The sequence below is a fragment of the Glycomyces sp. MUSA5-2 genome, assembly GCF_037034145.1.
Classification (GTDB): domain Bacteria; phylum Actinomycetota; class Actinomycetes; order Mycobacteriales; family Micromonosporaceae; genus Glycomyces; species Glycomyces artemisiae.
In genome coordinates this window covers 341,709-368,567 of sequence record NZ_JBAGKG010000004.1, presented here as the reverse complement: position 1 = coordinate 368,567, position 26,859 = coordinate 341,709, and the positions used below count along the sequence as shown (strand labels likewise).

Annotated in this window: 23 protein-coding genes; 15 read left to right on the top strand and 8 right to left on the bottom strand. The window is 69.2% G+C overall.

Annotation, left to right across the window (positions count from 1 at the left end):
• Nucleotides 1–22 precede the first annotated feature (22 nt).
• A complete protein-coding gene (locus WA640_RS15385; RefSeq protein ID WP_106365383.1) occupies nt 23–1,051 on the bottom strand; it encodes a LacI family DNA-binding transcriptional regulator in 1,029 nt (342 codons plus the stop codon).
• A 262-nt stretch (nt 1,052–1,313) separates the two neighbouring features.
• Here WA640_RS15385 and WA640_RS15380 point away from each other — a divergent pair, with 262 nt between their 5' ends.
• The 9 genes from WA640_RS15380 to WA640_RS15340 all read left to right on the top strand — a co-directional run bounded on the left by WA640_RS15380 (nt 1,314) and on the right by WA640_RS15340 (nt 15,994).
• Nucleotides 1,314–5,387 (top strand): galactose-binding domain-containing protein, encoded by a 4,074-nt coding sequence (locus WA640_RS15380; RefSeq protein WP_335988742.1) that lies wholly within the window; start codon nt 1,314–1,316, stop codon nt 5,385–5,387.
• A 29-nt stretch (nt 5,388–5,416) separates the two neighbouring features.
• The gene (locus WA640_RS15375; RefSeq protein WP_335988740.1) at nt 5,417–6,877 is read left to right on the top strand and encodes a family 43 glycosylhydrolase; all 1,461 of its coding nucleotides are present in this window, start codon (nt 5,417–5,419) and stop codon (nt 6,875–6,877) included.
• Nucleotides 6,877–9,552 (top strand): beta-L-arabinofuranosidase domain-containing protein, encoded by a 2,676-nt coding sequence (locus WA640_RS15370; RefSeq protein ID WP_335988738.1) that lies wholly within the window; start codon nt 6,877–6,879, stop codon nt 9,550–9,552. Before WA640_RS15375 ends, WA640_RS15370 begins: the two co-directional genes overlap by 1 nt.
• Complete coding sequence (locus WA640_RS15365) at nt 9,549–10,832, top strand: ABC transporter substrate-binding protein (RefSeq protein WP_335988737.1); 1,284 nt, start codon at nt 9,549–9,551, stop codon at nt 10,830–10,832. Before WA640_RS15370 ends, WA640_RS15365 begins: the two co-directional genes overlap by 4 nt.
• A gap of 10 nt (nt 10,833–10,842) precedes the next feature.
• Entirely contained in the window at nt 10,843–11,706 is an 864-nt protein-coding gene (locus WA640_RS15360; protein ID WP_335988736.1) for a carbohydrate ABC transporter permease, read from the top strand.
• Nucleotides 11,706–12,524: a carbohydrate ABC transporter permease gene (locus tag WA640_RS15355; protein WP_335988735.1), complete on the top strand. Its 819-nt coding sequence runs from the start codon at nt 11,706–11,708 to the stop codon at nt 12,522–12,524. The genes WA640_RS15360 and WA640_RS15355 overlap by 1 nt, the downstream gene beginning before the upstream one ends.
• Nucleotides 12,525–12,526: 2 nt before the next feature.
• Nucleotides 12,527–14,410, top strand: a complete 1,884-nt coding sequence (locus tag WA640_RS15350) for a glycoside hydrolase family 127 protein (RefSeq protein WP_335988734.1) — start codon at nt 12,527–12,529, stop codon at nt 14,408–14,410.
• 154 nt (nt 14,411–14,564) lie between these two features.
• Nucleotides 14,565–15,353 carry an inositol monophosphatase family protein gene (locus tag WA640_RS15345; RefSeq protein ID WP_335988733.1) on the top strand — a complete coding sequence of 263 codons (789 nt, stop codon included), beginning with the start codon at nt 14,565–14,567 and terminating at the stop codon, nt 15,351–15,353.
• Nucleotides 15,353–15,994: a phosphotransferase gene (locus WA640_RS15340; RefSeq protein WP_335988732.1), complete on the top strand. Its 642-nt coding sequence runs from the start codon at nt 15,353–15,355 to the stop codon at nt 15,992–15,994. The genes WA640_RS15345 and WA640_RS15340 overlap by 1 nt, the downstream gene beginning before the upstream one ends.
• Here the strand turns inward: WA640_RS15340 and WA640_RS15335 are convergent.
• The 3 genes from WA640_RS15335 to WA640_RS15325 form a co-directional block, all read right to left on the bottom strand.
• Nucleotides 15,984–17,198 (bottom strand): pentapeptide repeat-containing protein, encoded by a 1,215-nt coding sequence (locus WA640_RS15335; protein WP_335988731.1) that lies wholly within the window; start codon nt 17,196–17,198, stop codon nt 15,984–15,986. The genes WA640_RS15340 and WA640_RS15335 overlap by 11 nt on opposite strands.
• A gap of 102 nt (nt 17,199–17,300) precedes the next feature.
• Nucleotides 17,301–17,555 (bottom strand): DUF397 domain-containing protein, encoded by a 255-nt coding sequence (locus WA640_RS15330; protein WP_335988730.1) that lies wholly within the window; start codon nt 17,553–17,555, stop codon nt 17,301–17,303.
• Nucleotides 17,527–18,363 carry a Scr1 family TA system antitoxin-like transcriptional regulator gene (locus WA640_RS15325; RefSeq protein ID WP_335988729.1) on the bottom strand — a complete coding sequence of 279 codons (837 nt, stop codon included), beginning with the start codon at nt 18,361–18,363 and terminating at the stop codon, nt 17,527–17,529. Before WA640_RS15325 ends, WA640_RS15330 begins: the two co-directional genes overlap by 29 nt.
• A 321-nt stretch (nt 18,364–18,684) precedes the next feature.
• On the opposite strand from WA640_RS15325, the gene WA640_RS15320 reads away from it, so the two are divergent.
• Nucleotides 18,685–18,990 (top strand): hypothetical protein, encoded by a 306-nt coding sequence (locus WA640_RS15320; RefSeq protein WP_146148162.1) that lies wholly within the window; start codon nt 18,685–18,687, stop codon nt 18,988–18,990.
• Complete coding sequence (locus WA640_RS15315; protein ID WP_335988728.1) at nt 18,983–19,291, top strand: hypothetical protein; 309 nt, start codon at nt 18,983–18,985, stop codon at nt 19,289–19,291. Before WA640_RS15320 ends, WA640_RS15315 begins: the two co-directional genes overlap by 8 nt.
• A 63-nt stretch (nt 19,292–19,354) precedes the next feature.
• Here WA640_RS15315 and WA640_RS15310 read toward each other — a convergent pair whose 3' ends face one another.
• Entirely contained in the window at nt 19,355–21,529 is a 2,175-nt protein-coding gene (locus WA640_RS15310; RefSeq protein WP_335988727.1) for a tetratricopeptide repeat protein, read from the bottom strand.
• A 111-nt stretch (nt 21,530–21,640) separates the two neighbouring features.
• Between WA640_RS15310 and WA640_RS15305 the strand changes: the two genes are divergently transcribed.
• The 4 genes from WA640_RS15305 (at nt 21,641) to WA640_RS15290 (ending at nt 25,076) form a co-directional block, all read left to right on the top strand.
• Complete coding sequence (locus tag WA640_RS15305; protein WP_335988726.1) at nt 21,641–22,354, top strand: SMI1/KNR4 family protein; 714 nt, start codon at nt 21,641–21,643, stop codon at nt 22,352–22,354.
• 104 nt (nt 22,355–22,458) lie between these two features.
• Entirely contained in the window at nt 22,459–23,199 is a 741-nt protein-coding gene (locus WA640_RS15300) for a class I SAM-dependent DNA methyltransferase (protein WP_335988725.1), read from the top strand.
• The gene (locus tag WA640_RS15295) at nt 23,199–23,777 is read left to right on the top strand and encodes a DinB family protein (protein ID WP_442904765.1); all 579 of its coding nucleotides are present in this window, start codon (nt 23,199–23,201) and stop codon (nt 23,775–23,777) included. Before WA640_RS15300 ends, WA640_RS15295 begins: the two co-directional genes overlap by 1 nt.
• A gap of 66 nt (nt 23,778–23,843) precedes the next feature.
• On the top strand, nt 23,844–25,076 hold the full coding sequence (locus tag WA640_RS15290; protein WP_335988723.1) for an MFS transporter: 1,233 nt from the start codon (nt 23,844–23,846) through the stop codon (nt 25,074–25,076).
• Nucleotides 25,077–25,093: 17 nt separating this feature from the next.
• Here the strand turns inward: WA640_RS15290 and WA640_RS15285 are convergent, their stop codons facing one another.
• Genes WA640_RS15285 through WA640_RS15275 form a run of 3 tightly spaced genes read right to left on the bottom strand, consistent with a single transcriptional unit; the run spans nt 25,094 to nt 26,838 of the window.
• Nucleotides 25,094–25,681, bottom strand: a complete 588-nt coding sequence (locus tag WA640_RS15285) for a nucleotidyltransferase domain-containing protein (protein WP_335988722.1) — start codon at nt 25,679–25,681, stop codon at nt 25,094–25,096.
• Complete coding sequence (locus WA640_RS15280; RefSeq protein ID WP_335988721.1) at nt 25,678–26,076, bottom strand: VOC family protein; 399 nt, start codon at nt 26,074–26,076, stop codon at nt 25,678–25,680. Before WA640_RS15280 ends, WA640_RS15285 begins: the two co-directional genes overlap by 4 nt.
• Before the next feature lie 39 nt (nt 26,077–26,115).
• Nucleotides 26,116–26,838, bottom strand: a complete 723-nt coding sequence (locus WA640_RS15275; protein WP_335988720.1) for a GNAT family N-acetyltransferase — start codon at nt 26,836–26,838, stop codon at nt 26,116–26,118.
• Between the last annotated feature and the right edge of the window lie 21 nt (nt 26,839–26,859).

Genomic DNA, 26,859 nt, shown 5'->3' with positions numbered 1-26,859 from the left:
GATACTCCCCCCGCCCGGCGCGCTAGGCCTCGGCGGCCGTCGAACCGCGCACCACGACCCGGCACTGGACGGTCCGCACGCCTCTGCCGTGCTCGGCGTCGATGGCCTCGAAGAGTGCGCGGGCCGCGCTGCGCCCCAGCTCCTCCAGGTTCATGTCCACACTGGTCAGTTTGGGCCGGGCGCCGGTGGTCATGACCTGCCAGTCGTCGAAGCCCATGACGGCCACGTCCTCGGGGACGCGGCGGCCCCGCTCGCGCAGCGTGTCGAGCACGCCGCGGGCCACCTGGTCCGAGCCGCACAGTACGGCGTCCACATCGGGCTCCCGGTCGAGGAGCATCCCGGCCGCCGCGCGGCCCCAGCCCTCTTCCCACGTGCCGTAGGCGACGTCGCCGACCGGCGACAGCCCGGCCTCATTGAGCGCGGCGAGCGCGCCGGTGACGCGGTCGCGCGCCGCCGAGTAGGCGCCGTCGCCGGAGATGTGCGCGATCCTGGTGCGCCCGCAGGCGATCAGGTGCTCCACTGCCATGCGGCCCGCGCCCACGTTGTCGGGCACGATCGACAGGTCCTCGGGGTCTTCGGACGGCGCGTAGGCGTACACGACCGGCACGTCGACGGCCGCCGCGAGCGGCGGGCGCGGGTCGGTCGAGGAGCCCACCACGATGAGGCCGTCCACGCGGCGGCTGAGCAGCGCCTGCACGTGGTGGCGCTCGCGGATCGCGTCCCCGCGGGCGTCGCACAGGAACACCGACATCTCGCCCGCGCCGAACGCGTCCTCCGCGCCCATGAGGATCGGGAGGCTGAAGCGGCCCACCAGGTCCGAGGTCAAGAGCCCGACGGTGCCGGTGCGCCCGGCGAGGAGCCCGCGCGCGAGCGAGTTGGGGGAGAACGAGAGCTGCGCGGCCGCCTCGGCGACGCGCTCGCGGGTGGCGGCGCTGACGTGGTTGCGCCCGTTCAGCGCCTTCGAGGCGGTGGCGACCGAGACGCCCGCCAGCTTGGCGACGTCGGTCAGCGTCGCGGCGCGCGCGCCGCGCGGTGCCGGGGTTCGGGCCACCTCGTCCTCCTTCGGTCCGGCCGCCTCGCGCGCCGGAACGGATCGACTGTAGCCGACGGAGGGAAATCCTGCGAATCAGGCTTTCGGTCACATCACCGCAGGCCACCGCCCCTGGCATCGATTCTCCTCGATCCATGCATTGACAGGGCCACGATGAGACCCCTAACATCGTCTCGACGGCGTTCCGAAAAGGTTTTCGGAGGCTTTCGGTCCTCGGTCCCTCTCCCCACTCGGCACACCCTCACGCGCACGGAGGCACGCGATGCAGCTACGCCCCCCGCTCACCCTGTCCGCCGCCGCAGCGGCCGCGGCCCTCGCCGCCGGCCTCCTTGTCGTCGGCGCGACCCCCGCCGCCGCCCAGCAGACCATCGGCTACCCCGAGTTCACCGGCGGCGACGCCGTCCCCGACGAGCCCGTCCCCTACGACGTCGACGGCATGATGGCCGCGATGTACGAGGAGGAGCTCGACGGCGGCGACGGCACCGACTTCTGGATGGACCGCCTCCTCGCCCGCGAAGGCGCCGACCCCGCCGGCGACCAGTGGCTCATGACCCGCGGCCGGGCCCTCCTCATGCGCGTCCACGACCCCGACGTGATCGGCTTCGGCGGCCAGTTCGCCTACTACGACCCCACCTTCGACCGCGCCTCGAACACCGACGGCTTCACCGTGGACATCGGCGACGGGGACTTCACCGAGGACGTCGCGCAGCGCCGCCAGACCCCCAGCTACTGGACCTCCGTGCACGAGAACGGCACCCTCACCGCCGAAGTCCAGAAGTTCATCACCCAGAACAACACCGCCGTCGCCAACATCACGATCACCAACGGCGGCAGCGACACCACCGTCCCCGTCAAGGTCGAGTCCGACTTCGCCTGGACCGCCGACGGCGACGAGCTCACCGGCGTCCTCGACGTCCAGAACTCCCGGCTCGAACGCCTCACCACCGTCTTCCCGCGCCTCTCCGGCACCGGCCTCACCCCGGACGACGGCGCCCTCACCGGCGAACTCGAACTCGCCCAAGGCGAATCGACCACCATCAAGGTCCAGCTCGGCATAATCGCCGAGGAGATCCCCGAGTCCGCGACCGAGTACGCCGCCTACCGCGACGCCACCCCCGCCGACGCCTTCACCACCCAGGTCCAGACCTACAACAAGTGGTGGGCCGACAACGTCCCCTACTTCGACGTCCCCGACGAGGCCCACAAGAAGTTCATCTACTACCGCTGGTGGCTGATGCGCTACAACTACCTCGACGCGGACATCCCCGGCAACGACTTCCAGTTCCCCACCTCCATCGAAGGCGTCACCGGCTACAACAACGCCATCGCGCTCACCGTCCCGATGTTCATCGACGACCTCAAGTACCTGCGCGACCCCGCCTATTCCTACGGCCCCTGGGTCTCCACCGGCGAGTCCTCCCAGGGCGGGCGCTTCATGGACAACCCCGGCGACCCCGAGAACTGGTCGAACTCCTACACCCAGTACATCGCCGAAGCCGCCTGGCGCTCCTACCAGGTCCACGGCGGGCCCGTCGACATCGCCGAGAACCTCGCCCGCTACGCCGAAGGCGACGTCAAAGGCCAGCTCGACACCTTCGACTCGAACAACAACTACTTGATCGAGTACGACTGGGGCGCGATGACCGGCAACGACGCCGACGCCGTCTCCTTCCACTGGCGGGACGGCGACCTCGACCGCGCCGAATCCGCCTACCAGTACTCCGGCGCCCTCGCCGCCGCCGAAGCCTACGACCTCGCCGGGAACACCGCCAAGGCCGACGAGATGCGCGCCCTCGCAGAGGACATCAAGAACGCCATCACCGACGTCCTGTGGAACCCCGACACGCAGCTGTTCGAGCACGTCCACGTCGCCTCCGGGGACCACGTGCCCTGGAAGGAGATCAACAACTACTACCCCTTCAGCGTCGGCGCCGTCCCGAACGAGGAGCCCTACACCGACGCGCTCCGCCTCTTCGCCGACCCCGACGAGTACCCCGTCTTCCCCTTCTACACCGCCAACCAGGCCGACAAGGAGGAAGCGGCCGAGCAGGGGAACCCCGGCTCCAACAACTTCTCCCAGATCAACTCCACCGTCCAGTTCAGACTCTTCTCCTCCGTGCTCCGCGACTACGACCAGGACGCGATCACCACCGAGGACTACAAGAAGCTGCTCTACTGGAACGCCTGGTCCACCTACATCGGCGGCGACACCGCCTGGCCCGACTCCAACGAGTTCTGGGCCGACTGGGACCCCGCGAGCCAGGAGATCGACTACCGCTCCTGGATCCACCACACCACCCTCGGCTCCAGCATCTGGACCTATGTGGAGGACGTCGCGGGCCTGCGCCCCCGCACCGACGACCAGATCGAGCTGTCTCCCATCGACATCGGCTGGGACCACTTCACCGTCAACGACCTGCGCTGGCGCGACTCCGACCTCACCGTCGTGTGGGACGAGCCCGACGACGGCACCGACCACTACCCCGGCGTCCCCGAGGGCTACTCCGTCTACATCGACGGCACCCGCGCCTTCACCCTCGACAGCCTCGCCCCCGCCGTCTGGGACCCGGACACCGGCCGCGTCGACACCGAAGCCGACGTCGTCAAGAGCCGCAAGATGAAGCACCTCTCCGCACCCGAGGACGTCGAACTCGACGGCCGCGTGGTCGACGTCTTCGCCAAGGCCGGCGCCGACCTCACCTCCGACGCCGAGAACCTCGCCGAAGGCCGGACCGCCACCGCCTCCTACACCGCCGAAGGCACCACCACCGCGGGCGCCGTCGACGGCACCACCATCAACGCGCCCATCTGGTCCAGCGAAGGCTCCGGCAATGAAACCGACTGGTACGAAGTGGACCTCGGCGAGACCGTGGACATCGACGAGCTGCGGCTCTACTTCTACCGCGACAGAACCGCCGACGGCCTCGCCGAACCCGCCGTCTACCAGGTCCAGTACCACGACGGCACCGACTGGGTGACCGTAGAGGACCAGACCAAGACCCCCGCCATACCGCGCGCCAACTACAACCAGGTCCAGTTCCCCCAGGTCGAGACCAACCGCGTCCGCGTCCTCCTCGACCACCAGGACGGGCACGCCACCGGGCTCAAGGAAGTCCAAGTCCTGCGGACGGACCACGACGCCGACCCGCCGGAGAACACCGCGCCCTACGCCCTCGCCAGGCAGGACCTCGCGTTCCGCCAGCCGATGCAGGCGCGACTCACCGGCACGGTCAAAGACGACGGCCTCCCCCTCGACGGGGCGCTCAGCGCCTCGTGGGCGGCCGTCGACGGGCCCGGCGCGGTCGTATTCGAGGACCCGACCGCGTCGAGCACCGTCGCCACCTTCACCGAACCCGGCACGTACACGCTCGAACTCACCGCCGGAGACGGCAGCGCCACAACTGAATCCAGAGTGGACGTCTCGATCGAGGCGCCCGACGACCGTGTCAACGCCGCGCTCTTCGCGACCCCCACGGCCTCCTACACCTCGCCCTGGGAGAACACCACCGCCATCAACGACGGCATCGACCCGCCCCGCTCCAACGACGGCGCCAACCCCCGCTGGGGCACCTGGCCCGAAGAAGGCGAGCAGTGGGTCCAGCTGACCTGGGACGACCCGGTCCGCCTCGACGCCTCCGACATGTACTTCTTCGACGACGGCGGCGGCGTCCTCGCCCCCGCCTCCTGGAAGATCCAGTACCTGAACGGCGACGAGTGGACCGACGTGGACGCCGACGCCTACGGCACCGAGACCGACCAGTACAACGAGACCGCCTTCGACCCCGTGACCACCACGGCCGTCCGCGCGGTCCTCCAGAGCGGCGGCGCCTCCGTGGGCGTCCTCGAATGGAAGGTCTTCGCCGAAGCGCCCGAACAGGTCCGGGCCGTCCACCAGCCGACCACCGTCGGCACCGTCCCTGACCTCCCCGACACCGTCACGTGCGTCTACGGCGACGGCACCCGCCTCGACCTCCCCGTCGTGTGGGGCCCGCTCACCGCCGACGACGTCGACCAGCCCGCCACCGCGGTCCCGGTCGCCGGACTCGTCACCGGCCTCGCCCTCCCCGCGAGCGCCACCGTCCACGTCAGACTCACCGACGCCGTGGAGATCACCGCGCTCGAAGCTGAGGAGGCCGTCACCAGGGCCGGCTCCGCGCCGCAGCTCCCGTCCACCGTCACCGCCGTCTACAACGACGGCTCCAAGGACAACGTGACCACCGCGGTCACCTGGGACGCGATCGATCCGGCCGACTACGCCGCGCCCGGCACGTTCACCGTCCGCGGCACCATCGGCGGCACCTCGCTGCGCGCAGAAGTCACCGTCACCGTCCTCTGATCTCCAACCGGCACAAGGAGAGAGCAACCATGAACCGCACCGTCATCCGAAGAACACTGTCGGCCGCGCTCGCCGCGGCCCTGGCCTGGACCTGCCTCCAGTTCGCGAGCCCCGCCCAGGCGCAGGCCGTGAACGTGGCCCGCTCGGCCGTCGCCTCGGCCTCCTACACCTCCTCGTGGGAGTCCGTCGCGGCCGTCAACGACGGGATCGAGCCGCCGAGCTCGAACGACACCGTCAACCCGCGCTGGGGCACCTGGCCCCAGACCGGGTCCCAATGGGTGCAGCTCACCTGGAACAGCCCCGTCACAGTGTCCTCTTCGGACCTCTACTTCTTCGACGACTCCTACAACTCCGGCCCCGGCGGCGTCCGCGTCCCCGCGAGCTGGCGCATCGAGTACCTGAACAACGGCGCCTGGACCGCCGTGAGCGGCGCCAGCGCCTACGGCGTCAACGCGAACGCCTACAACCACACGAACTTCAACGCCGTCACCACCACGGCCCTGCGCGCGGTCCTCCAGAGCGGCGCCGCGTCCGTAGGCGTGCTCGAATGGAAGGTCTGGGGCTCCGGCTCTGCGACCCAGGCTGGCAACCCGATCGTCACGAACATCTACACTGCCGACCCGGCCACGCTCGTCGTCGGCGACACCATGTACATCTTCTCCGGCCGCGACGAGGCCGCCGCGGGCCAGCAGTCGTTCGTCATGGACGAGTGGCACGCCTTCTCCTCCAAGGCGCCGGACAACGACCCGGCCGCGTGGACCGCGCACGGCGCCCGGCTCTCCCTGTCCACCTTCGCGTGGGCCGGGGCGAACGCGTGGGCGTCCGAAGTGGTCAGAGGCCCTGACGGCCGCTACTACTGGTTCGTCTCGGTCGACGGCGCCACCGACAACGGCTGGATGAACATCGGAGTGGCCGTCTCGGACAACCCGCTCGGCCCGTACGTGGACGCGATCGGCGGCCCGCTCATCTCCGACTCGACCCCGAACTCCTCGGCGCTCAACATCGACCCGACCGTGTTCATCGACGACGACGGCCAGATCTACCTCTACTGGGGCTCGTACTGGCAGCCGCGCATGGCGAAGCTGAACCAGAACATGACGTCCCTCGCGAGCGCGGTCACGACCCCGACGGGCCTGACCGACTTCTGGGAGGCGCCGTGGATGTTCAAGCGGAACGGCGTCTACTACATGGCCTACGCCTCGAACGGCGGCTCGGGTTGCGTCACCAGCTCCTCCTACGCGTGCATCCGCTACGCGACCGCCTCGAACCCGGCCGGGCCGTGGACGCACCGCGGCGTGGTCCTCGGGCAGGTCACCTCCACCACGAACCACCCGGCGATCGAGCAGTTCAACGGCCAGTGGTGGATGGTCTACCACACCGCCGACGCACCGGGCGGCGGGAACTTCCGCCGCTCCGTCGCCATCGACCCGCTGTACTTCAACGCCGACGGCACGATGCAGCAGGTCGTGCAGACCAGGGGAGGCGCCTGATGCACCTGAACCGCCGCAACGCACTTCGCCTGGGCGCCTTGGCGTCCGTGGCCCCCGTCGGGATCGCGCACCAGATCCCGGCGGGGGCCGCCCCCGCGGCCTCCCTCGTGGAGCCCTTCGGGCTCGACGCGGTCGCCCTGGGGGACGGCATCTTCGCCGACAAGCGGGACCGGATGCTCCGCTACGCGAGCGGCTACGAGGCCGCGCGCGGCGAGCTCGCGGGCCCGGACCGGATGCTCTACAACTTCCGCGCGAACGCCGGCCTCGCCAACCCCGCGGGCATCCGCCCGCCCGGGAGCTGGGACGACGCCAACGGATACCTGCGCGGGCACTACTCCGGGCACTTCCTGTCGATGCTCGCCCAGGCGTACGCGGGCACCGGCGACGACCTGTACCGCCGCAAGCTGGATCACCTCGTGGCCGGGCTCGGCGAGTCCCGCGACGCCCTCGCCGCGGCCGCCGCGCAGGCCACGCCGCGTGTGGCGGGCCGCACCGGCACCGCCTTGCACCTCACCGGCTCCCCGCTCGGGCACGCCGAGCACGTCGCGCTCCCCAGTGGACTTGTCGACGGCCTCACCGAACTCACCGTCGCCGTGTGGATCAACCTCGCCGCGATCGACGCGTCCCGCCTGCCCGACCCGAACGCGGACCCGGCGCCGCTGCGCAACGGTGTCAAGGTCTTCGACTTCGGCGCCGACGCCGATCACCACCTGTACCTGACGGTGCGGGCCGACAACGCGAACCCGTTCCCGCGCTTCGGCATCACCACCTCCGGCACGGCGGGGGAGCAGCGCGTCACCGCCGCTTCCGCCATCCCCGAAGGCCAGTGGACGCACCTCGCGGTGACCCTCGGCGGCGGCACCGCCGTCCTCTATGTCAACGGCACGGCCGCGGCCTCGGGCCCGGTCGCGCTCACGCCCGCCGACCTCGGCTCGACCGCAGCGAACTGGATCGGCCGCGGCCAGTTCCCGCAGGGGAGCGTCCAGTACCTCGGCGCCGACGTCGACGAGTTCCACGTCTTCAGCACTTCACTGGGAGCAGATGAGGTCGCCGCCCTGGCCGCGGGAGCAGGGCCGGGCGGCGACCTCGCCCGCTACCGGTTCGACGAGGCCCCCGGCGCGGTCTGCGCCGACACCTCCGGAAACGGCGCCGACGCGCGCGTCGTCGCCCCCACCGACGGCCGCCGCCACCCCGGTTTCCTTGCGGCCTACCCGGAAACGCAGTTCCTGCGCCTGGAGGAGTTCGCCACGTACGGCGGCAACGCCGGGATCTGGGCCCCGTACTACACGACCCACAAGATCCTCGCGGGCCTGCTCGACGCGCACCGCCTCGGCGGCAACGGCGACGCCCTTGAGATCGCCACCGGCATCGGCGAGTGGATCCACTCCCGACTGTCCGTCCTCGACCGCGCCCGCCTCGACCGGATGTGGTCCATCTACATCGCGGGCGAGTACGGCGGCGTCAACGAGTCCCTCGCGAACCTCGCCGCGCTCCACCCCGACCGCCCCGAGTTCCTCCAGACCGCGAAGCTGTTCGACAACACGGCGCTCCTCGCCGCCACCGTCGCGGGCCAGGACCTCCTCGACGGCAAGCACGCCAACCAGCACATCCCGCAGTTCACCGGCTACCTGCGGATGTACGAGCAGGGCGCCGGAGACGACTACTTCACGGCCGCGGAGCAGTTCTGGGACATGGCGATCCCGCACCGCGCCTACGCCCACGGCGGCACCGGCGTCGGCGAGATCTTCCGCGCCCGCGACGCCATTGCCGCCTCCTTGTGGCAGTACCCGAACGACCCGAACCACGCCGAGACCTGCTGCGTCTACAACCTCATCAAGCTCGCCCGCAACCTCTTCTTCCACACCCGCGACCCGAAGTACATGGAGTACGTCGAGCGGGCCCTGTACAACCAGATCCTCGCCTCCCGCCGCGACGCCGACTCCACCACCGACCCGCAGGTCACCTACTTCGTGCCCGTCCGCCCCGGCCAGGCCCGCGGCTACGGCAACACCGGCACCTGCTGCGGCGGCACCGGCATGGAGAACCACACCAAGCACCAGGAGTCCGTCTACTTCGCCGACCGCGACGGCCTGTACGTGAACCTCTACATGCCGTCCACACTCGACTGGACCGCCCGCCGCACCGAGGTCGTGCAGACCACCGACTACCCCTTCGAAGGCGCGAGCCGCATCGAGATCGGCGGCCGCGGCGGCCGCTTCGACCTGCGCCTGCGCGTCCCGTCCTGGGCGACGACCTTCACCGTCGAGGTGAACGGCCGCCGACAGTCGATCACCGCCGAGCCCGGCACCTACGCCGTCGTCTCCCGCCGCTGGAGGGACGGCGACACCGTCGACATCGCGATGCCGCTGCGCCTCCACACCGAAGCGGCCCTGGACGACGACACGGTCCAGTCCGTCTACTACGGACCGACCGTTCTCGCCATCAAGCACGACCCCGTCGGCACCGACCTCGCCACCGGCCTCATCTCCATCGCCGTCGGCGACGACCTCGACGAAGCCTTCGAACCCGCGGGCGACCCCCTCCACTTCACCGCCGACGGCTACACCTTCGCCCCCCTCCACCTGGGCGACGAAGACCCGTACCACCTCTACTGGCGGCGGCAGCAGCCGTCCGCCGAAACCCTTCACACCTATTCACCGAGGAGTAGGCAATGAGATTCCCAGCCCGAGTGAAAGGGGCGGCGGCGCTCGCCGCCGCCACCGCCTTGCTCGCCTCCGCGTGCAGCGGCGGGGGCGGCGGCTCCGACGACGAGGTCGTCCTCGAAGGCGTCGACGACGGCACGACCCTGACGATGTGGACCCGCGCCGCCACCGAGGCGCAGTCGCAGGCCCTCGTGGACGCCTACAACGCGAGCCATGAGAACCAGATCGAGCTCACCGTCATCCCCACCGACGACTACCAGACCCGCGTCGGCACCGCCGCGGGCAACCAGGAGCTGCCCGACCTGTTCGCGCTCGACGTGGTGTTCGCCCCGAACTTCACCACCGCGGGCGCCTACCTCGACATCACCGACCGGATCGACGCGCTCGACTTCGCCGACTCCCTCGCCCCGTCCCACATCGACGTCGGCACCGTGGACGGCGCGAAGTACCTCGTGCCGCACACCCTCGACCTCTCCGTCCTGTTCTGGAACAAGGACCTCTACGCGCAGGCGGGCCTCGACCCCGAGACCCCGCCGGCCACGCTCGCCGAGTTCGCAGAGCAGGCCCGCGCCGTGGATGCCCTCGGCGGGGACGTCAGCGGCACGTTCTTCGGCGGCAACTGCGGCGGCTGCTACGTCTTCACCTGGTGGCCCAGCATCTGGGCCTCCGGCGCCGAGGTCATGAACGAGGACGGCACCGAGTCCCTGCTCGACTCCGAGGAGGCCCGCGAGGTGTACTCGACCTACCGCGGCCTCGTCGAAGACGACGTCGTCGCCCCCGGCCACGCCGAGGAGACCGGCGCGACCTGGACCGGGTTCTTCCCCGAGGGGAACATCGGTGTCATGCCCATGCCCTCTACCATGCTCGGCCTCATGCCCGAGGACATGAACATCGGCGTCGCGCCCATCCCGGGCATCGACGGCGGCGAGTCCACGTTCGTCGGCGGCGACTCCATCGGCATCGCCGCGAACTCCGAGCACCCGAACCAGGCGTGGGACTTCCTGCGCTGGAGCCTGGAAGAGGAGCAGCAGGTCGAGATCCTCGCCGCGAACGGCGACGTCATGGCCCGCACCGACCTCGCCGACAACGAGTACTACGCCGCCAACCCGAACGCGGTCATCATGAACGACCTCGTGCAGGTCGGCCGCACCCCCTACTCGCTCAACTTCGGGCAGACCTTCAACGACCCGCAGGGCCCGTGGCTCCCGCTGGTCCGCGAGGCGGTCTACGGCGACCCGAACGCCGACCTCGGCGCCCTCAATGACGACGTCACGGCCTCCCTCGCGAGCTAGAAGGAACCCGATGCGACACTCGCGCAAGCTGGCCGGCACCCTGTACGCCGCCCCCGTGGCGGCCTTCGTGCTGGTCTTCTTCGTCGCGCCGCTGCTGCTGGTCGGACGCATGTCAGCGTCCGACTGGCCGCTGCTGGCCGGCGACCGGGGGATCAACCTGCCCGACAACTACGCCGGGATCACCGCCAACCCGCTGTTCTGGCCCGCCGTCGGCTTCACCCTCAAGTACACCGGCATCGTCGTGGTCATCCTCATCGGACTCTCGCTGCTGCTGGCGCTCATCGTCGCCGACCGCCGCAAGGGCACCGGGTTCTTCCGCTCCGCGTACTTCCTGCCGACCACGCTCGGGCTCGCCTCGGCCTCGCTCCTGTTCTACGGCTTCTACAGCCACGCGATCGGCCCGCTCGACCCGCTGCTCGAAGCCCTCGGCATGGAGCCGGTCTCGTGGCTCGGCACGCCCACCGCCGCCCTCTGGTCCACAGTGGTGCTCATCGTGTGGAAGTTCGCCGGGTTCTTCATGATCATCCTGCTCGTCGGGCTCCAGTCGATCCCGCCGGAGGTCTACGAGGCCGCGCGCCTCGACGGCGCGAACCGCTGGCAGTCCTTCTGGCACGTCACGATCCCGCTCCTGCGCCCCGCGCTCGGCCTCGTCCTCATCCTCTCCGTGACCGGCTCGCTCCTGGCCTTCGACCAGTTCTTCATCCTCACCAAGGGCGGCCCCGACAACTCCACCGTCACCGTCGTCCAGCTCATCTACCGGGAGGCGTTCCAGCGCTTCGACCTCGGCGCCGCGGCCGCGATCTCCGTGGTCGTCCTGGCCGCGCTCCTGGTCCTCAACATCGTCCAGTTCCGGGCCCTCAGAAGGGACGCGTGATGAGCACCAAGCTCTGGAGCACCTCCTACTACGTCCTCGCCGGTGCCCTGGCCGTCCTCTTCCTGCTCCCGCTGATCTGGACCGGCTACGCCTCGGTCGCGCCCCACGGCGCCACCAACCAGCAGGTCGGCTACGGCTTCGGCAACTACGTCAGCCTCCTCGAATACGACGCCGGGCTCGTGCGGTACCTGTGGAACTCGACGTACACGTCCGTCCTCACCGTCGCCTTCACCCTGGCCCTGTCGATCGCCGGGGGCTACGCCTTCGCGCGCTTCTCCTTCCGCGGCAAGGACACCCTGTTCCTGCTCACCCTCGCGATCCTCATGGTCCCGTACTCGACCCTGCTGATCCCGCTCTACTCGATGCTCGGCGACCTCGGCCTGCGCGACTCCCTCACCGGACTCGCGCTGGTCCTCACCCTCTACCAGCTCCCGTTCGCGGTCTTCATGATGCGCATCTCCTTCGAGGCCGTCCCCAAGGAGATCGAGGAGTCGGCGATGGTCGACGGCGCCGGCACCTTCGGCGTCCTCACCCGCATCATGCTGTTCAGCGTGTGGCCCGGCCTCATCACCGTGGGCCTCTTCTCGTTCCTGGCCGCCTGGAACGACTTCATCGCCCCGCTCATTCTCGTCAGCTCGGCCGACAAGGCCGTGCTGCCGGTGGCGATCGCGAACCTCCGCCAGCAGTCGATGGGAGCCGTCGACTTCGGCGCGACCCAGGCGGGCGTGGTCGTCATGGCGCTGCCGTGCCTGGTGCTCTTCGCACTGCTCCAGCGCCACTACGTCCGAGGATTCATGTCCGGAGCTATTAAAGGATGAATATGAGAACACCCGTAATGCCCTCCACCGGCGAACTCCGTCCCCTGGGGACGGACGAGGTCCGCATCACCGGCGGCCACTGGTTCGAGCGGCAGGCGGTGAACGCCGCGGCGACGATCCGCCACTGCCTGCACTGGCTCGAAGCGCTCGACTGGATCGGCAACTTCGACCGCGTCGCCGCGGGGGAGGCGCCCGGGCGGCCGTTCCAGCGCGCCGGGCGCGAGTTCTCCGACTCGGAGGTCTACAAGCTGGCCGAGGCGATGGCGTGGGAGATCGGCCGGACCGGCGACCCCGGCCTGGAGGAGGAGTTCCAGAAGCTGACCGCCCGCATCGGCGCCGCGCAGCACGAGGACGGCTACCTCAACACCGCGTTCGGCAACCCCGGGCAGGAACCCCGCTACTCGAATCTCGAATGGGGCCACGAGCTCTACTGCGCGGGGCACCTCATCCAGGCCGCGGTCGCGCGGCTTCGCAACCACGGCGAAGACGAGTTCACCCGCATCGCCCGCCGCGTCGCCGACCACGTCTGTGACACCTTCGGGCCCGGCGGCATCGAGCGGATCTGCGGCCACGCCGAGATCGAAGTGGCCCTCGCCGAACTGTCTCGCGAGACCGGCGAGTCCCGCTACCTGGAGCAGGCCCGCCTGTTCATCGAGCGGCACGGCCGGAAGACGTTGAAGGAGAACGGCTTCTACTACCAGGACGACACCGCCGTCCGCGACGCCGAGGTCCTGCGCGGCCACGCGGTTCGCGCGCTCTACCTGTCCTCCGGCGCCATCGACGTCGCCGTCGAGACCGGCGACGACGAGCTCCTGGAAGCCGTCCGCGCCCAGTGGGAACGCACCGTCGCCCGCCGCACGCACCTGACCGGCGGGATGGGCTCCCAGTACGCCGACGAGGCGTTCGGCCGCGACTTCGCGCTCAACCCGGACCGCGCCTACGCCGAGTCCTGCGCGGGGATCGCCGCGATCATGACCGCGTGGCGCCTCACCCTCGCCACCGGCGACTCCCGCTACGGCGACATGATCGAGCGGATCGCCTGGAACGTGCTGTCCGGCGCGGTCGCCCCCGACGGCAAGTCGTTCTTCTACGCCAACCCGCTCCACCAGCGCACCGCCGACCCCGAACCGCCCGCGGACGGGGCCCTCCCGCACACCCGGGCGGGCGGGAACCGCGCCCACTGGTTCGACGTGTCCTGTTGCCCCACCAACCTCGCCCGCACGTTCGCCCAGTTCGCCGCGTACATCGCCACCACCAGCGAGCACGGCCTCCAGATCCACCAGTTCACGCCCTGCACCATCGACACCGTCGTCGACGGCGCCCGCCTCGCGCTCACCGTCGAGACGGACTACCCGGAGGAAGGCCGCGTCACCGTCCGCGTCGACGCCAACGAGGGCGGCACCCGCGAGATCACCTTCCGCGTCCCCGCCTGGGCGGAGGACGTGCGGCTGATCCACCCCGACGGCTCGGTGCACGAGGTCGACCCCGCCGCGGTCTCGGTGGGCCGCATCGGGGAGTTCAGCCCCGGCGACGAGCTCCACCTCGAATTCTCGGTCGCCCCGCGCTGGACCTTCCCCGACCCGCGCGTCGACGCCGTCCGCGGCTGCGCCGCCGTCGAACGCGGCCCGGTCGTCCTCTGCGCCGAGTCCCTGGACCTCCCCGGCGGCGACCTCGACGAACTCACCGTCGACACGACGGTCGCCCCCGTCGAGCGCGACGGCGCCGTCCACGTCGCGGCCCGCATCCACGACCGCCCCGACGCCTGGCCCTACGGCCCCGCCGCGGCCGACGACGACGGCAAGGCCGCGGAGATCCCGCTCCTGCCGTTTAGACTCCGCGCCACGCGGGGACCCGCCGCGATGCGGGTGTGGCTGCCCGTCAACTGAGTGATTTGACCGGTGCGCCCTGCTTTGCGGGCGCACCGGTCGGATATTCGCGGCGATTGTCGGAAAAATCGCACCGGGAGTCCAAGTGGCGCTTGGTCTTGCACGTCTAGGATGTGGTCCGTCGGGTGGGTTTGACGAGACGAGGAACCGAATAATGAGCGATCTGCTGGATTTCCTGGGCACGGCCGAACAGGCGGTCGCGACCGCATCCGAGGTCATCCGCACCGGTCTCGGGCGCGAGCGCTCCATCAGCGGCAAAGGCGACCGCGACTTCGCCACCGACCTCGACTACGCGGTCGAGGACGCCGTCCGCGACTTCCTCGCCGACGAGACCCCCGACATCCCGCTCCTCGGCGAAGAACGCGGCCGCACCGGCAACACCGAGTCCCACTACGAGTGGGTCCTCGACCCGATCGACGGCACCGTCAACTTCGCCCACGGCTCCCCGCTCTACGCCGTGTCCCTGGCTCTCACCCGCAACGGCATCTCCGTGGTCGGCGTCGTCGAGGCCCCCGCCAGCGAGGAGCGCTTCACCGCCGCCCTCGGCCACGGCGCCGCCCTGAACAAGCACCCGCTCGCCGTGCACGGCCCCGCCGCGCTCTCCGACGCCGTGGTCGCCTTCGGCGACTTCGGCGTCCGCCCCGAATCGGAGCGCCGCAACGCGCAGCGCCTGGAGCTGTTCCGCCGCCTCGTCCCCAAGATCCAGCGGGTGCGCATGCTCGGCACCGCCGCGCTCGACATGTGCTGGACCGCCGCCGGACGCGTCGACGCGACCTATCACTCGTTCATCAACCCGTGGGACGTCGCCGCGGGGGTCGTCATCGCCCGCGAAGCCGGAGCGCTCGTCACCGACCTCGACGGCGTCGACTACGACACCAGCGCCACTTCGATCCTCGCCTGTAACCCCGACCTGCACCGCGCCCTCATGGCCGAGATCGCCTGATGCACCTCCTCTCGTCGGGCAGGGCCTCGAAGGTATACGCCCTGTCCGACAATCTGGTCCTTCGCCGCTGCTCCTGGAACCCCGAACCTGAAGCCCGCCTCATGGCCCACCTCCGCGACCAGGGATATCCCGTCCCCGAGGTCTTCAGGATCGACGGCACCGACATGACCATGGAACGCCTCCACGGCCCCACCCTCGCCGAGGGCATGACCTCCGGCCGCGTGGCTCCGCTCGCGGCGGCGGCGATTATGCTCGACCTCCTCGAACGACTCCACCAGATCTCTGCGCCCGATTGGCTCCCCGGCGAGTCGCGCGGCCTCAACCTCAACGGCCGCAAGGTGCTCCACCTGGATCTGCATCCGGAGAACATCATCGAGACCCCGGCTGGCCCGGCGGTCATCGACTGGACCAACGCGGCTGCCGGCGACCCGGCTGTGGACCGCGCGGTGAGCTGGGCGATCCTGGCCGAACTCGACCCGGCGGCGCTCCCACTCGACCCGGCCCCGCTTCTCGACGCCCTTGCCCGGGACCTCCCGGCGACGGCCCTCGACACGGCCCTCCGCTTCCGGGAGGCGGATACGAACATTACGACGGCGGAACACGCCAGAGCCCGCGCGCTGGCGGCCCACCTCATTCCGTAGGCGCCTGCCCCTCGGGCAAGTTCGTGAGCCGGCCCCATCCGGGATCGTCGCGACTCGGCTCCAGACGCCATCCTTCGGGCAGGCGGTGGTAGATGCCCTCCTTCAAGAACACGCTCTGGCTTTCGATGAGACCGGTGAGGTCGGCTCTGTCTGCGAAGAGCGCCTGATTGAATCTCACCGAACGGAGGATCCTGCCGATTCGGATACCAGCGTTGGTGACGTGTGCCGCCCTGCTGAAGGCCACTCCCGTGAAGTGAGCGTCCTTCTTGAAGATTGCGTTATCGAGGATGAGAACGGCGTTGAAAGTTGCCAGCACGAAGAAGACGAAATCGCTGAATGACGCCTGTGCGAAGTCAGCTCTGCCGCTGAAGGTCGCGCGGCTGAAGTTCGTGAACCCACTGAATACCGCACGGTAGAACCGCGTGTGGCCGGAGAAGGTCGCCTCTGTGAAATCGGCGGACACCAAACGGCATTCGCTGAAGTCGATCGAGTCCAGGTGAGCGTTTCGGAGGTTGATGCGGGTGTGGGTCCAGTAGCGGTCCTGGCCGAGTTTGGGGTTGAGGTGGCGTAGCAGGATCTCTTGTGCGATCAGGCGGACTTCGCGCTCGGCGTCGTCGTGTCGGGGTTCGGCCGGAGCGGGGCCGATTGGTTCGAATTGGGTTGTGGGGAGGCGGGTCTCGGAAGCCTCCGGGGCTGGGTTGAAAGGCAGGCGGAGGTAGGAGCAGATTTCGTCCAAGACGATCTGGCGTAGGTGCTCGTGTTGTTCGCCGATGCGTTCGAGGTTGTGGAGGCCGCCGATTCGGACCGATGGGCTGTCGGAGCCGAGTTGTTCGACGGCGCGTATGCGGGCGTCGGTGATCCTGCGTTGGAGGGCGTCGTCTTCGGCGTTGGCGGTGGCGATTTCGTGGACTCGTTGCTGGCGTTCGGCGTGGTTTTGGCGGCGGAGAGCCAGCAATAGCGCGCCGATTGCCACGAATCCGGCTCCGGTGGCGAGGGCGTTGCGGCGGGCTTCGGCGCGGAGGCGGGCGAGTTCGAGTTGGGTGGTCACCGATTGGTGGGCGGTGTCCTGCGGGATCGGGGCGGAAAGGATGAGGTAGCTGGTGAAGATGGCCGCGAGGATGACCGCCACGGCGACGACCGCGGTCCACTTGGGGATCGGCTTCAGCGGTTCGGGAGGGTCGGCCGGAAGGACCTGAGGGGGCATCGTTCCAGGATAGGTCCCGGAGGCGCTGCGAGCGGACCGGGCGAGAGACGACGGAAGGGCGACCGCGCAGCGGTCGCCCTTCCCGTTCAGGTCTGTATTTGCTTAGCCAGCGGCCTTCGCCAGGGCGGTGAAGTCGGCGGCGGTCAGATCGAACACCGGGGATTCGGTATCGAGCTTCGAGTCCCGCAGGTGGAAACCGGCGTCGTCGGCGCAGAAGGCGACTTCGACGCAGTCGGAGTTGTTCCCGCCACCGCTACGGGTGCTCTTGCGCCAGGCCCGGCGAACTTCGACGCAGCTTGAGTTGTTGCCAGAACCGCTGCGGGTGCTCTTACGCCAGACGGTAACGCCAGTCGTCATCGTTGTAGACCTCGATCCGGATCGCCTGTTTCCAAAGGATCTTGCGGAGCCCATCGTAACTTGCGATGCGCTTGGGGTCATCGATGAGCCAGCTGGAGTCGACGATCTCCGAGTAAGCGATGTCGGGACCGGCCAGCTTGCTCTTGCCGACATGGTAGATCTCGAAATTGCTCCGCTGAGCGAGGACCGGCCCCCGGAGGATGCGGATGAGGACTCCGGGCTTCTTGGCCCAGCGACGCAGGTGCGCCAGCTGCTCCTGGTAGAGCTCCTCGTCCATCATCCGCAGTTGGATCAGCGCGGCCTCCCCGATGAGGAACTGGAACATCGGTCGGTCGGTCCGGGCCTCGATATCGGCGATGCGCATCTCCTTGAAGTCCCAGCCGTTGTCCACCCACTCATCGCTTCCGGGCTCGGCCAGGCGGACGACGAGGTAGTGGTATCCCTGGAGCTGGAGGATTCCGGGGATCATGAGCGCGTCGAACTTGAAGATCTCGCCGTAGAAGCGTTCGGCGAGTGCGATGTACAGCGCGTTGAACCGCTGGTCAGCCTCCAGTGCCTCCCACTCCTCCGCGCGGGCGTCGGCGGCCTTGACCATGTACTCGGCCAGCTCCGCGTCGTAGCCGCAGGCTTTGGCCAGGTTCTCCATGATCGAGGCGTGCGGGCTGGATCGTCCCGCCTCGTACGCGCGGTAGGTATCGGTAGACACGTGGCAGAGGCGCGCGATCTGCTCCTGCGTCTTCCCCACACGGTCGCGTCCGGTCTTCAGCATCATGCGGATGAACCAGGCTCCCGATTCCGTTTTCGCCATCGCAGCTCCCAAGGTCGGTGGTCCTTGACGTGTTCGGATCGTCACTATGACACACGCCGGTCCTGTTGCGCCTCTGTGAGAAACGCCGCGGGGTGTCACAACCGTGCAAATTCCACCGTGCGTTCTCCACGGTCATCTGTCCATAGTTCCACTGTGCCGCAAGGGATTCCATGTTGTGACCTGCGACTTTACCGTCTAGAGTCATGGAAGTCGAGAGGGAATGCGGCGCGAGATTCGGTTCATTTCTCTCGTCATGGTGCCCGCTCCGGAAAACGTGCGCGAGCAAGTGTCAGGAACCCGACAGTCCGAAAAGGAGCTACGATGAGAGCAGTCCCTCTAACGAGTGAAGACCCCGATCCGCAGAACCTCGTGCGCGGGACCTTCTCCGACGACTACCGGACCTACACGGTCAGGGCCGCCGGACCGGTCGCGCCCGACTCGTTCCAGGTGCTGACCGGCCCCGGCAACGACGACGTCGTGCTCGTCGTCTCCGGCCTCAACTCCGGCGACCTCAAAGCGACCTGGGGCCGCTTCTGGAACGGCCTCAAGCCCCACGCGAAGATCTGGGTCGAGGAGCAGGCGTTCCGGATCTTCTACCGCCGCGCCGTGAGGTTCTGCAATGGTTAGCAAGGGCGACTACAACCTTCGCTCCGACGGCAAGCCCGGCATAGACGGCTACCTCGGCGACTTCCAGCGCGGCCCAGCGGTGTTCACGCTCTACTCGCTCGGTTCCCAACCGGCCCAGTCGCCTCGGGTCACCGAATACCTTCTCGACGTCGAAGACGGCGCCGGCCCGCGCCAATGCTGCCGCTTCACCGACGACCCGGAGGACAGCCCCGAATGGTCCCCGGCCTGGGCAGGCGACGAATGGAACCTCTGGATCATCGCCCAGTGCCTCACGCTCATCGCCGAACCCGACACCACATGACCTGATTCGCACTCCCACGGGGCCGGGCGGACTTTGGTGGAAGCCGCCCGGCCCCACTCCTGCTCATTCCGCAACGGGCTCCTCGGCTTCCGCTTCGGCCTCGGCGCGGTCTGCCTCCCACCATTCGAGGTGCTCCCTGGCGCGGACCGCCTCCGCATGCTGCGGACCGAGGACGCGCTCGATTTCGAGGAGCAGCGGTCGCAGCGACGCGATCGCGGCCTCGGCGCCGTCGACGACACCTTCGAAGGAGGTAATGTCGATGAGAATGCCCATCGTGTAGGGATGGTCGGACTCGAAGATTCGGGCCATGTCGGCGTGGAGTTCCCGCAGGTCGGCGACTGCGCCGCTCGGATCTCCGGCATCGCCGCGAATCTTGATGAGCGCCAGTCGGGTCGCCAGTGTCTGAGGGGCGTCGGGTCCGAGGACGCTCAACTGGTCTGGGAGCAGTGCCTCCAGCGCTTCGCGCTGCTCCTCGATATCACCGATCGCACCCGCCCAATAGGCCCGGTTTGCGCTGACTTCGAGCGTGCGTGAGTCGTCGGCCCCGAACACCCGAACTGCATCGGTGAGCAGCGTTTCGAGATCGCTCATGGCGCGCACTGGTTCACCGGCCATGCCTCGCGCGAAGGCCAGGGAATCGCGGGTTCGGAGCGTCTCGGGGTCGTCCGGGCCGAGCACACGCACATGATCATCGAGTACCGCTTCGAGCGCCGCGACAGCCTGCTCGGCTTCGCCGCGAAGCGCCTCAATGCGGTGGAGGTTGTGGCGCATCATGAGCGTCTGCCTGTTGTCCGGGCCGAAACGCGACTCGCATTCTTCGCGCAGGTGCTGGTAGTAGTTCTCGGCCTCCGCCAGGCGGCCGAGCTCCTCGAAGCCTTCGCCGAGGTACACGAGCACAAGGTGCATGCCGTCCTTGAACATGGCGTCGAGGTCGAAGCCGCCCAGGTGGGATATGTTGTCCCGCAAGGAGGCGAAGGCCTCCGGGGTGAGCCGGGAGTACGGCCAGATCTCGGCCAGCGCCTCGGCGGACACCCACGTGAACGACCGGATGGCCATTTCGGGGAGCCGGTCGCGCGCGAAGCGCTGGACGAGCGCGTGGGTGCGTACGGTGCGGCCGTCGTACTCGATCAGGCTAAGCTTGTGGAGCCGCGCGAGCAGGGCGAGGGCTGCGTCGCGTTCCATTGGTTTCTGCTTGCGCCAAGGGAACGGGTACCGCGCTCCGAGCGCGAACAGGGCGGCCTCGGTGGTGAAGAACTCGGCGGGAACCCCGGCAGGGTCCAGCAGGCTCAGGAAGTTCAGCACCTTGATCGCGCCCTGTTTGGGCTGCTGGCTGTTGGCGGCATAGATCGACATGGCCCAGCACGCGCCCACCGCGAGCGGGTACTCGTCAGGCAGGTGCTCGGGGCGCAGCGAGTGCAGCGCCTGTTCGTCGAGTTTCACGAGATAGGAGCGGCACGACGTGCCGGGCTGGTCGAGGATGTACGCGGCGGCCTGCGCGAGGGCGATCGGGAGGCGGCCGAGCGCTTCGATGAGCTCGTCGGCGCCGTCGTGGGCGTGGGAGTGCGCGCCGAGGCGCCGGGCGAGGAAGGCGCGGGCCTCGTCCTCGGTGAAGAGGCCGAGGTCGATGCGCTGGCGGCCTTGGGCTTCGAGAGCGGCGTCGCGGCGGCGGGTGGTGACGACGGTGCGTCCGCGCGGTGCGTCAGGCGGCCAGAGGCCGGCGAGGTGCTCGGGGTCGTCCAGGTCGTCGAGCACGATGAGCCAGCGGGGCGCGTCGGGGCGGTCGAGCCAGGACAGGAACTCCTGGGCGGCCCGGACGCTGTCGGTCGGGTCCGCGCCGCAGACCTGAACGGCCGCATTGGCGTAGGCCGCGACGATCGATGCGCGTTCGGCGGCCCTGACCCACACGAGCAGGTCGGTCCCGCCCGAATCCCATGCGGCGCGGGCGTACGCGGCTGCGGTCTGGGTCTTGCCGACCCCGCCGAGGCCCGAGACGATCTGGCAGCGCACGGCGGCTTCGTCGGCGCCGAGGGTCTCGGCCAGGTGCCGGTCGCTCTCCCGGTCCTGCCTGTTCGCGGCGAGTCCGGGGATGCGCCCGATCATGAGGCGGGCTTTTGCGAAGTCGTGCACGGGGTTCGGGGCCTGGTGGTACTCGACGGTGCCGGCCTGGATGAGGGTGTGGACGGGCGCGTGGAACTCGTTCCGGTACGTGCGGGGCTTCGTCGGCTTCGGCTTGGTCAAGGGGCACCCTCCACTGAGAGCGGGATTCGGCTTCAGGATAACCGCCGTGAGCCGCAGCCGAGGCGCGCCGAGGTCGCGGTGTAGTCGGACGGGAGCCCTAGGATCGGCGGCATGTCTGAATCCGAAGATCGCTCCTCTGAAGGCATCGAGAGCGCCTGGGCCCGAGTCGAAGCGGCCTTGAGGCGTGTCCTGCCCGATTCGCTGCCGCGGCTGGAGGGACCGGCCCCGGCATCGGAGATCGACGCGATCGAGGCGGCGTTGGGGGTGGTCCTGCCGCCGGATTTCCGGGCAAGCCTCGGCATCCACAACGGGTCGACCTTCGGCGGCCCCGCCCCGGTGCCGCTCGACCACTTGTTCAGCGCGGGGGAAATCGTCGCGATGACGCAGGCATGGGACTCCGAGGAGGACTCGGACCTCGACAGTCCTCCCGTCATGGCCTGCCTGATCGATAGAGGCATGCTCCACGTGAGCGGGCCGGTGCGGCCGACGTCGAGCCTCAGGAACAGGGTGGTCGTGGGGACGATGAACGGCGATGTCAACTGGTTCATCGACCTCGACCCGCCCGAGGGAGGGACGCCCGGGCAGGTGGTGCGCCTCGACATCGAGTGCAGTCAGTGGGACGTCCTGGCCCCGTCGTGGACCGCGCTGCTGGTCCGCTACGCCGAGGACCTGGAACGGTTCGCCGATGACCCCGAGCGTTCCACGCTCGTCATCGATGAGCTCGGCCCAGCGTGCGAATGGGGCATCGATCCGGTCGACAAGCCGCCGCGTCCGGCATGGCTGCGAGACGTGCAGGCGCGCCCGCCGAGGACTTGGACCTGGTGACAGCGGACGGCGGACCTTGCCGCGACGGCATGGCCGGGTCTCGGGCTCTCAAGCACGTTGATATTCCGCTCGACAGGGCTGCGGGCCTGGGGAATCCTGGGGCGATGGAATCGAACGACATCTGGGACGCCGAGACCGCCAGCCGGTATGACACTCCTGGTGAGGGCATGTTCGCGCCGGAGGTGCTCGACCCCACGGTCGATCGCCTCGCCGAACTCGCCGAAGGCGGCCGCGCCCTCGAATTCGCGATCGGGACCGGCCGCGTGGGCGTGCCGCTCGCCGAGCGCGGGGTGCCGGTGACCGGGATCGAGCTGTCGCCCGACATGATCGCGCAGCTGCGCACCAAAGTGGACGAATCCGCGCTCCCAGTGCTCGAAGGCGACATGACCACCGTCCGCGTCCCCGGCGAATTCCGCTTGGCCTACCTGGTGTTCAACACCATCTCGAACCTGCTCACCCAGGACCTGCAGGTCGAGTGCTTCCGCAACGCGGCCCGCCATCTCGTCCCCGGCGGCCGTTTCGTGATCGAGCTGTGGGTCCCCGAACTGCGCGCGCTGACGCCGGGCCGCAAGGCGACCGTCGGCATCGTCGAGGACGGCTACATCCTCCTCGACACCTACGACCCCCTCAATCAGCGCGTCGTCTCCCACCACTTCACCTTCGACGACACCCGCCAGGCCCGCCTCGGACGCTCCCCGCACCGCTACATCTGGCCCTCCGAACTCGACCTCATGGCCCGCCTCGCGGGCTTCGAACTCGAATCCCGCCACGCCGACTGGCAGGGCGGCGAGTTCACCGCCGAGTCCCCGTCCCACGTCTCCGTCTACCGGCTGCCCGCGGCATGATCGACGACGAACTGGCGAAAGCCGACCTGCACGGGCGGCTCCGGCAGGACCGCCGGGCGCTGCTGTGGAAACTCGACGGCCTGTCCGAATACGACTCCCGCCGTCCTCTGACCGCCACGGGCACCAGCCTCCTCGGCCTGGTCAAGCATGTCGCCACCGTCGAAGCCTGGTACTTCGGCGCGGTCTTCGACCGCCCGTCACCCGAGCCGCTCGGCCGCTGGCAGGACTCCGACGGCGGCGACCACTGGGCTCACGAGCACGAGACCCGCGACCAGATCACCGCCTTCTACCGGCGCACCTGGGAGCACTCCGACGCCACGATCGACGCCCTCCCGCTCGACGCCCCCGGCCGCGTCCCCTGGTGGACCGAGCCCCACGCCGACACCAACCTCTTTCTCGTCCTGCTCCACGTCCTCGGCGAGACCATCCGCCACGCCGGCCACGCCGACATCCTCCGAGAATCCCTCGACGGCCGAACCGGCCTCCGCCCCGAACACGAACAACCCATCAACGAACCGGCCCGCGCCGCCCACCGTGCAGAAATCGAACGGGCCGCCAGGTCTGCGAGTGGACTCTAGGGCGGAACGATCGTCACCGTAAGCGCCCCGCAGCGGTCCTTCGCTGCGCTGCGAGCCTCCAAATGGATGATCGGCGGCTTCCTGGTCTCCTTCACCGGGAGCATGTTCGCCGAAAGCGCGCTTCCCGCGCTGATCGCGGTCGGGGTCCCGCCGGTCGTCTGGCTGACCGTCTTCCGCACCGCGGGCATGGTGCTCGACATGGGCACGCCCTTCGCGATGCGCTTCCTGGCCCGCTTCAGCCCGGGGAGACTGCTCCAGGCGTGCGAGCTGGTCGACATCGCGCTGTGCCTGACCGCGCTGGCCCTCATCGCCGTCCTCGATGTCCCGCTCGCGGCGGTCATCGTCGCCTACCTGCTCGCCACAACGATCCTCCCGCTGGTCATCGATGTCGCCGAAGAGCTCTACATCGCCCAGGTCTCCATGGCCAGCGAGGACGCCGCCGTCCGCTACAACTCGGCCGTCTCCTCCTCGACCGCACTCCTCGGCTTCGTCATCGCCCAGCCGCTCGGCGCCTTCATCGCAGAGCAGTCGGTCGTGCTGCTGCTCGTCGCCAACACGGTGCTGTCCGCAGTGGCGCTCACGGCGCGGACGGTCTCCAATCGGATGCTGCCGACCGCCCCGTTCGCGCAGACCGAAGCGGGGGATCCGCGCCGCAAGTCCGCGCGGCGATCCCTATGGCGGAAGGCGACGTTCGCGTTCAGCCTCGGCGTGATCTCCCCGATCATCTCCGGCTCACTCGCGCTGGCGAACGGGATTATCGGCGGCTACATCGTGATCTGGACGGCGAGCAACGGTTCGAACCTATTGGCGCAGACCGGTATCGGCCTGTTCTGCGTCGGGGTCGGCGCGGTCGTCGGGCCGCTGACGGCACGACGTGTGATCCGCCGAGTCGAGTACTCGGCCGCGATGGTCACAGGCGCATCAATGCTGTTGGCTAGTCTTGCCGTCGGCCTCCTCGCGGCCGTCGCGCTCCCGGCGCAATCCGCGGTGACGACGACACTGACCTGGCTGGCACTCCTCGGCGCCTCGTTCTCCCGCTCGGGGGCGATGGTGCTCTACGCGTCGGCACGGCAGGCTCGCCTCAAAGGGGAGACGCTCCTGGGCGCCATAGGCATCAGCCGCTCCTTCTCGGCCGGAGGCACTCTCGCGGGAGTCTGGCTCGGTCTCGCCCTGGGCGTCGCCGACAACCCATTCCTCGGCCTCATCTTTGCGATCGCGGTCATCGCCGCGATGCTCGTGTTCATGGTCTTTCGCAGAGGCGACACGCCCCAACTGAAGGCCGCCGCCTCGCAAGGCTGAGACGGGTTGAAAGGTTGTTAGCCAGCAGGGTGAATCCGCAGGGCTTCGTCGAGCCATGCGCGCTGGTCCGGGGTGAGGATCGGTAGGGCTGCTTGGAAGTCGAGTTCGTCTTTTGGGCGGGGGGCTTTGGATTTGTAGAAGAGTTGTATCTCGGGGGCGAGGTAGGGGAGGTTGTCGTCGGTGGTGCGGCCGATGTCGGCGATGGGGCGGCGGATTCGGGGGTCTCGGCGGGAGACCCAGTGGTCGCCGTCGGCGTTGTCGAGCATGAACTGGAAGGACCAGGGGTGGTCGGCGGTGGGGCGGCACCAGATGTCGTGGACGTGGTGGGGGAGGAGTTCGCCTGGGAGCCAAGGGCGGAGGGTGCCGGGCGGGTCGGCGGCCCACCATTCCCAGTCGGGGAGGACCGCTTGGATGGCGGAGTGGTCGCGGTGGAGCATGAGGACGTCGACGTCGTTGTGAGGGCGGACGGGGCGGCCGACGGCGAGTTCGATCGCCCAGCCGCCTGCGATCCACCAAGGGGAGTCGAGGGGCGCGAGGAGGGCGTGGATCTCGTTGAGGGGCGGCGGGTCCCAAGCTCCTGCCGGGTCGGCGAACGGGACGGTCATGCTTCCGGGCCTCCCTTGGCGGTCCACCAGTCGCGGACGAGGCAGAACGGGTGGCCCGCCGGGTCGGCGTAGACGCGCCAGCCCTGCTGGTCGTCGAGGAGCGTGGCGCCGTTGGTGAGGACTTCCGCTTCGGCCTCGTCGAGGTCGGGGACGGCGAAGTCGAGGTGCATCTGCTGCGGGCGCTCGGGATCGGGCCACTGGGGCGGGCGGTAGTCCTCGACCGGTTGGAAGAGGAGCGCGAACCCGGATTCGAGGTGGAGCGTCGCGCTGCCGTCGGTCAGGGACCAGCGCTTGTCGGGCCTGTTGACGTCGCCGCCGAGGATCGACCGGTAGAAATCGGCGAGTGCCCTGGGATCGGGGCAGTCGAGGACCACGCATTCGAAGTGTGCCTTCATCGCAGCATCGTAGGTGCTGCCGGGCTGCGGGGAAACGGTTTATTCGGGGCGCAGGTGGAAGCTCAGTTGGGCGCCAAGTTGTCGGAAGCCGAGGGCTTTGGCGACGCGGCGGGAGGCTTCCGGGCGGGCTCTCCATTGGGGGAGAAGGCCGGCGGTGAGCGCATGGTCGACTGCGGCCGCCGCAGCCCGTTTCGCGAGGCCGCGGCCGCGCGCCGCCTCGGCGGTCAGGATGCACATGTGCGCCGTCGCGCCCGGCCATTCCCGGTAGCCCGCCACCGCCGCGAGCTCCCCCTCCTCGCGCACGATGAACGCCGCAGAGGTGATCTCGCCGATCCCGCTCTCGTCAGCGTCGCCCATGCTCACTTCCTGAAGCAGCGCTTGGACTTCCGGGTCATCGAGGGCGACCTGTTCGATGACCCCGGGTCGCGCCGGGACGAAGTGCTCCCGCGAGACGTACGCCAGCGTCGCCGGGCCCAGCACCGCCTGGATCGGCAGCACCGATTTCAGGACGTCCGCCCGGGTGAGCGACTCGACTGCGATACTGCTCAGTGCCTCCTGCACCGGCTTGCGCGCGTCCTCAGTGGGGACGGTCGCGATCGCCGCATCGCCGAGCACCACGATCCCGGCCCACCCCGGCGGGCACATCTTCGATCCAGGTGAAGCGACCACCTGCGCCCCCGGGCCCGACGGGAACGCCACGGGCGCAGCGGCGAGCAGCTCCCAGAGGGCTTTAGCGCGGGGCGTCAGCGAGTCGTCGGTCATGACGCGATCCTTCCATCCGGC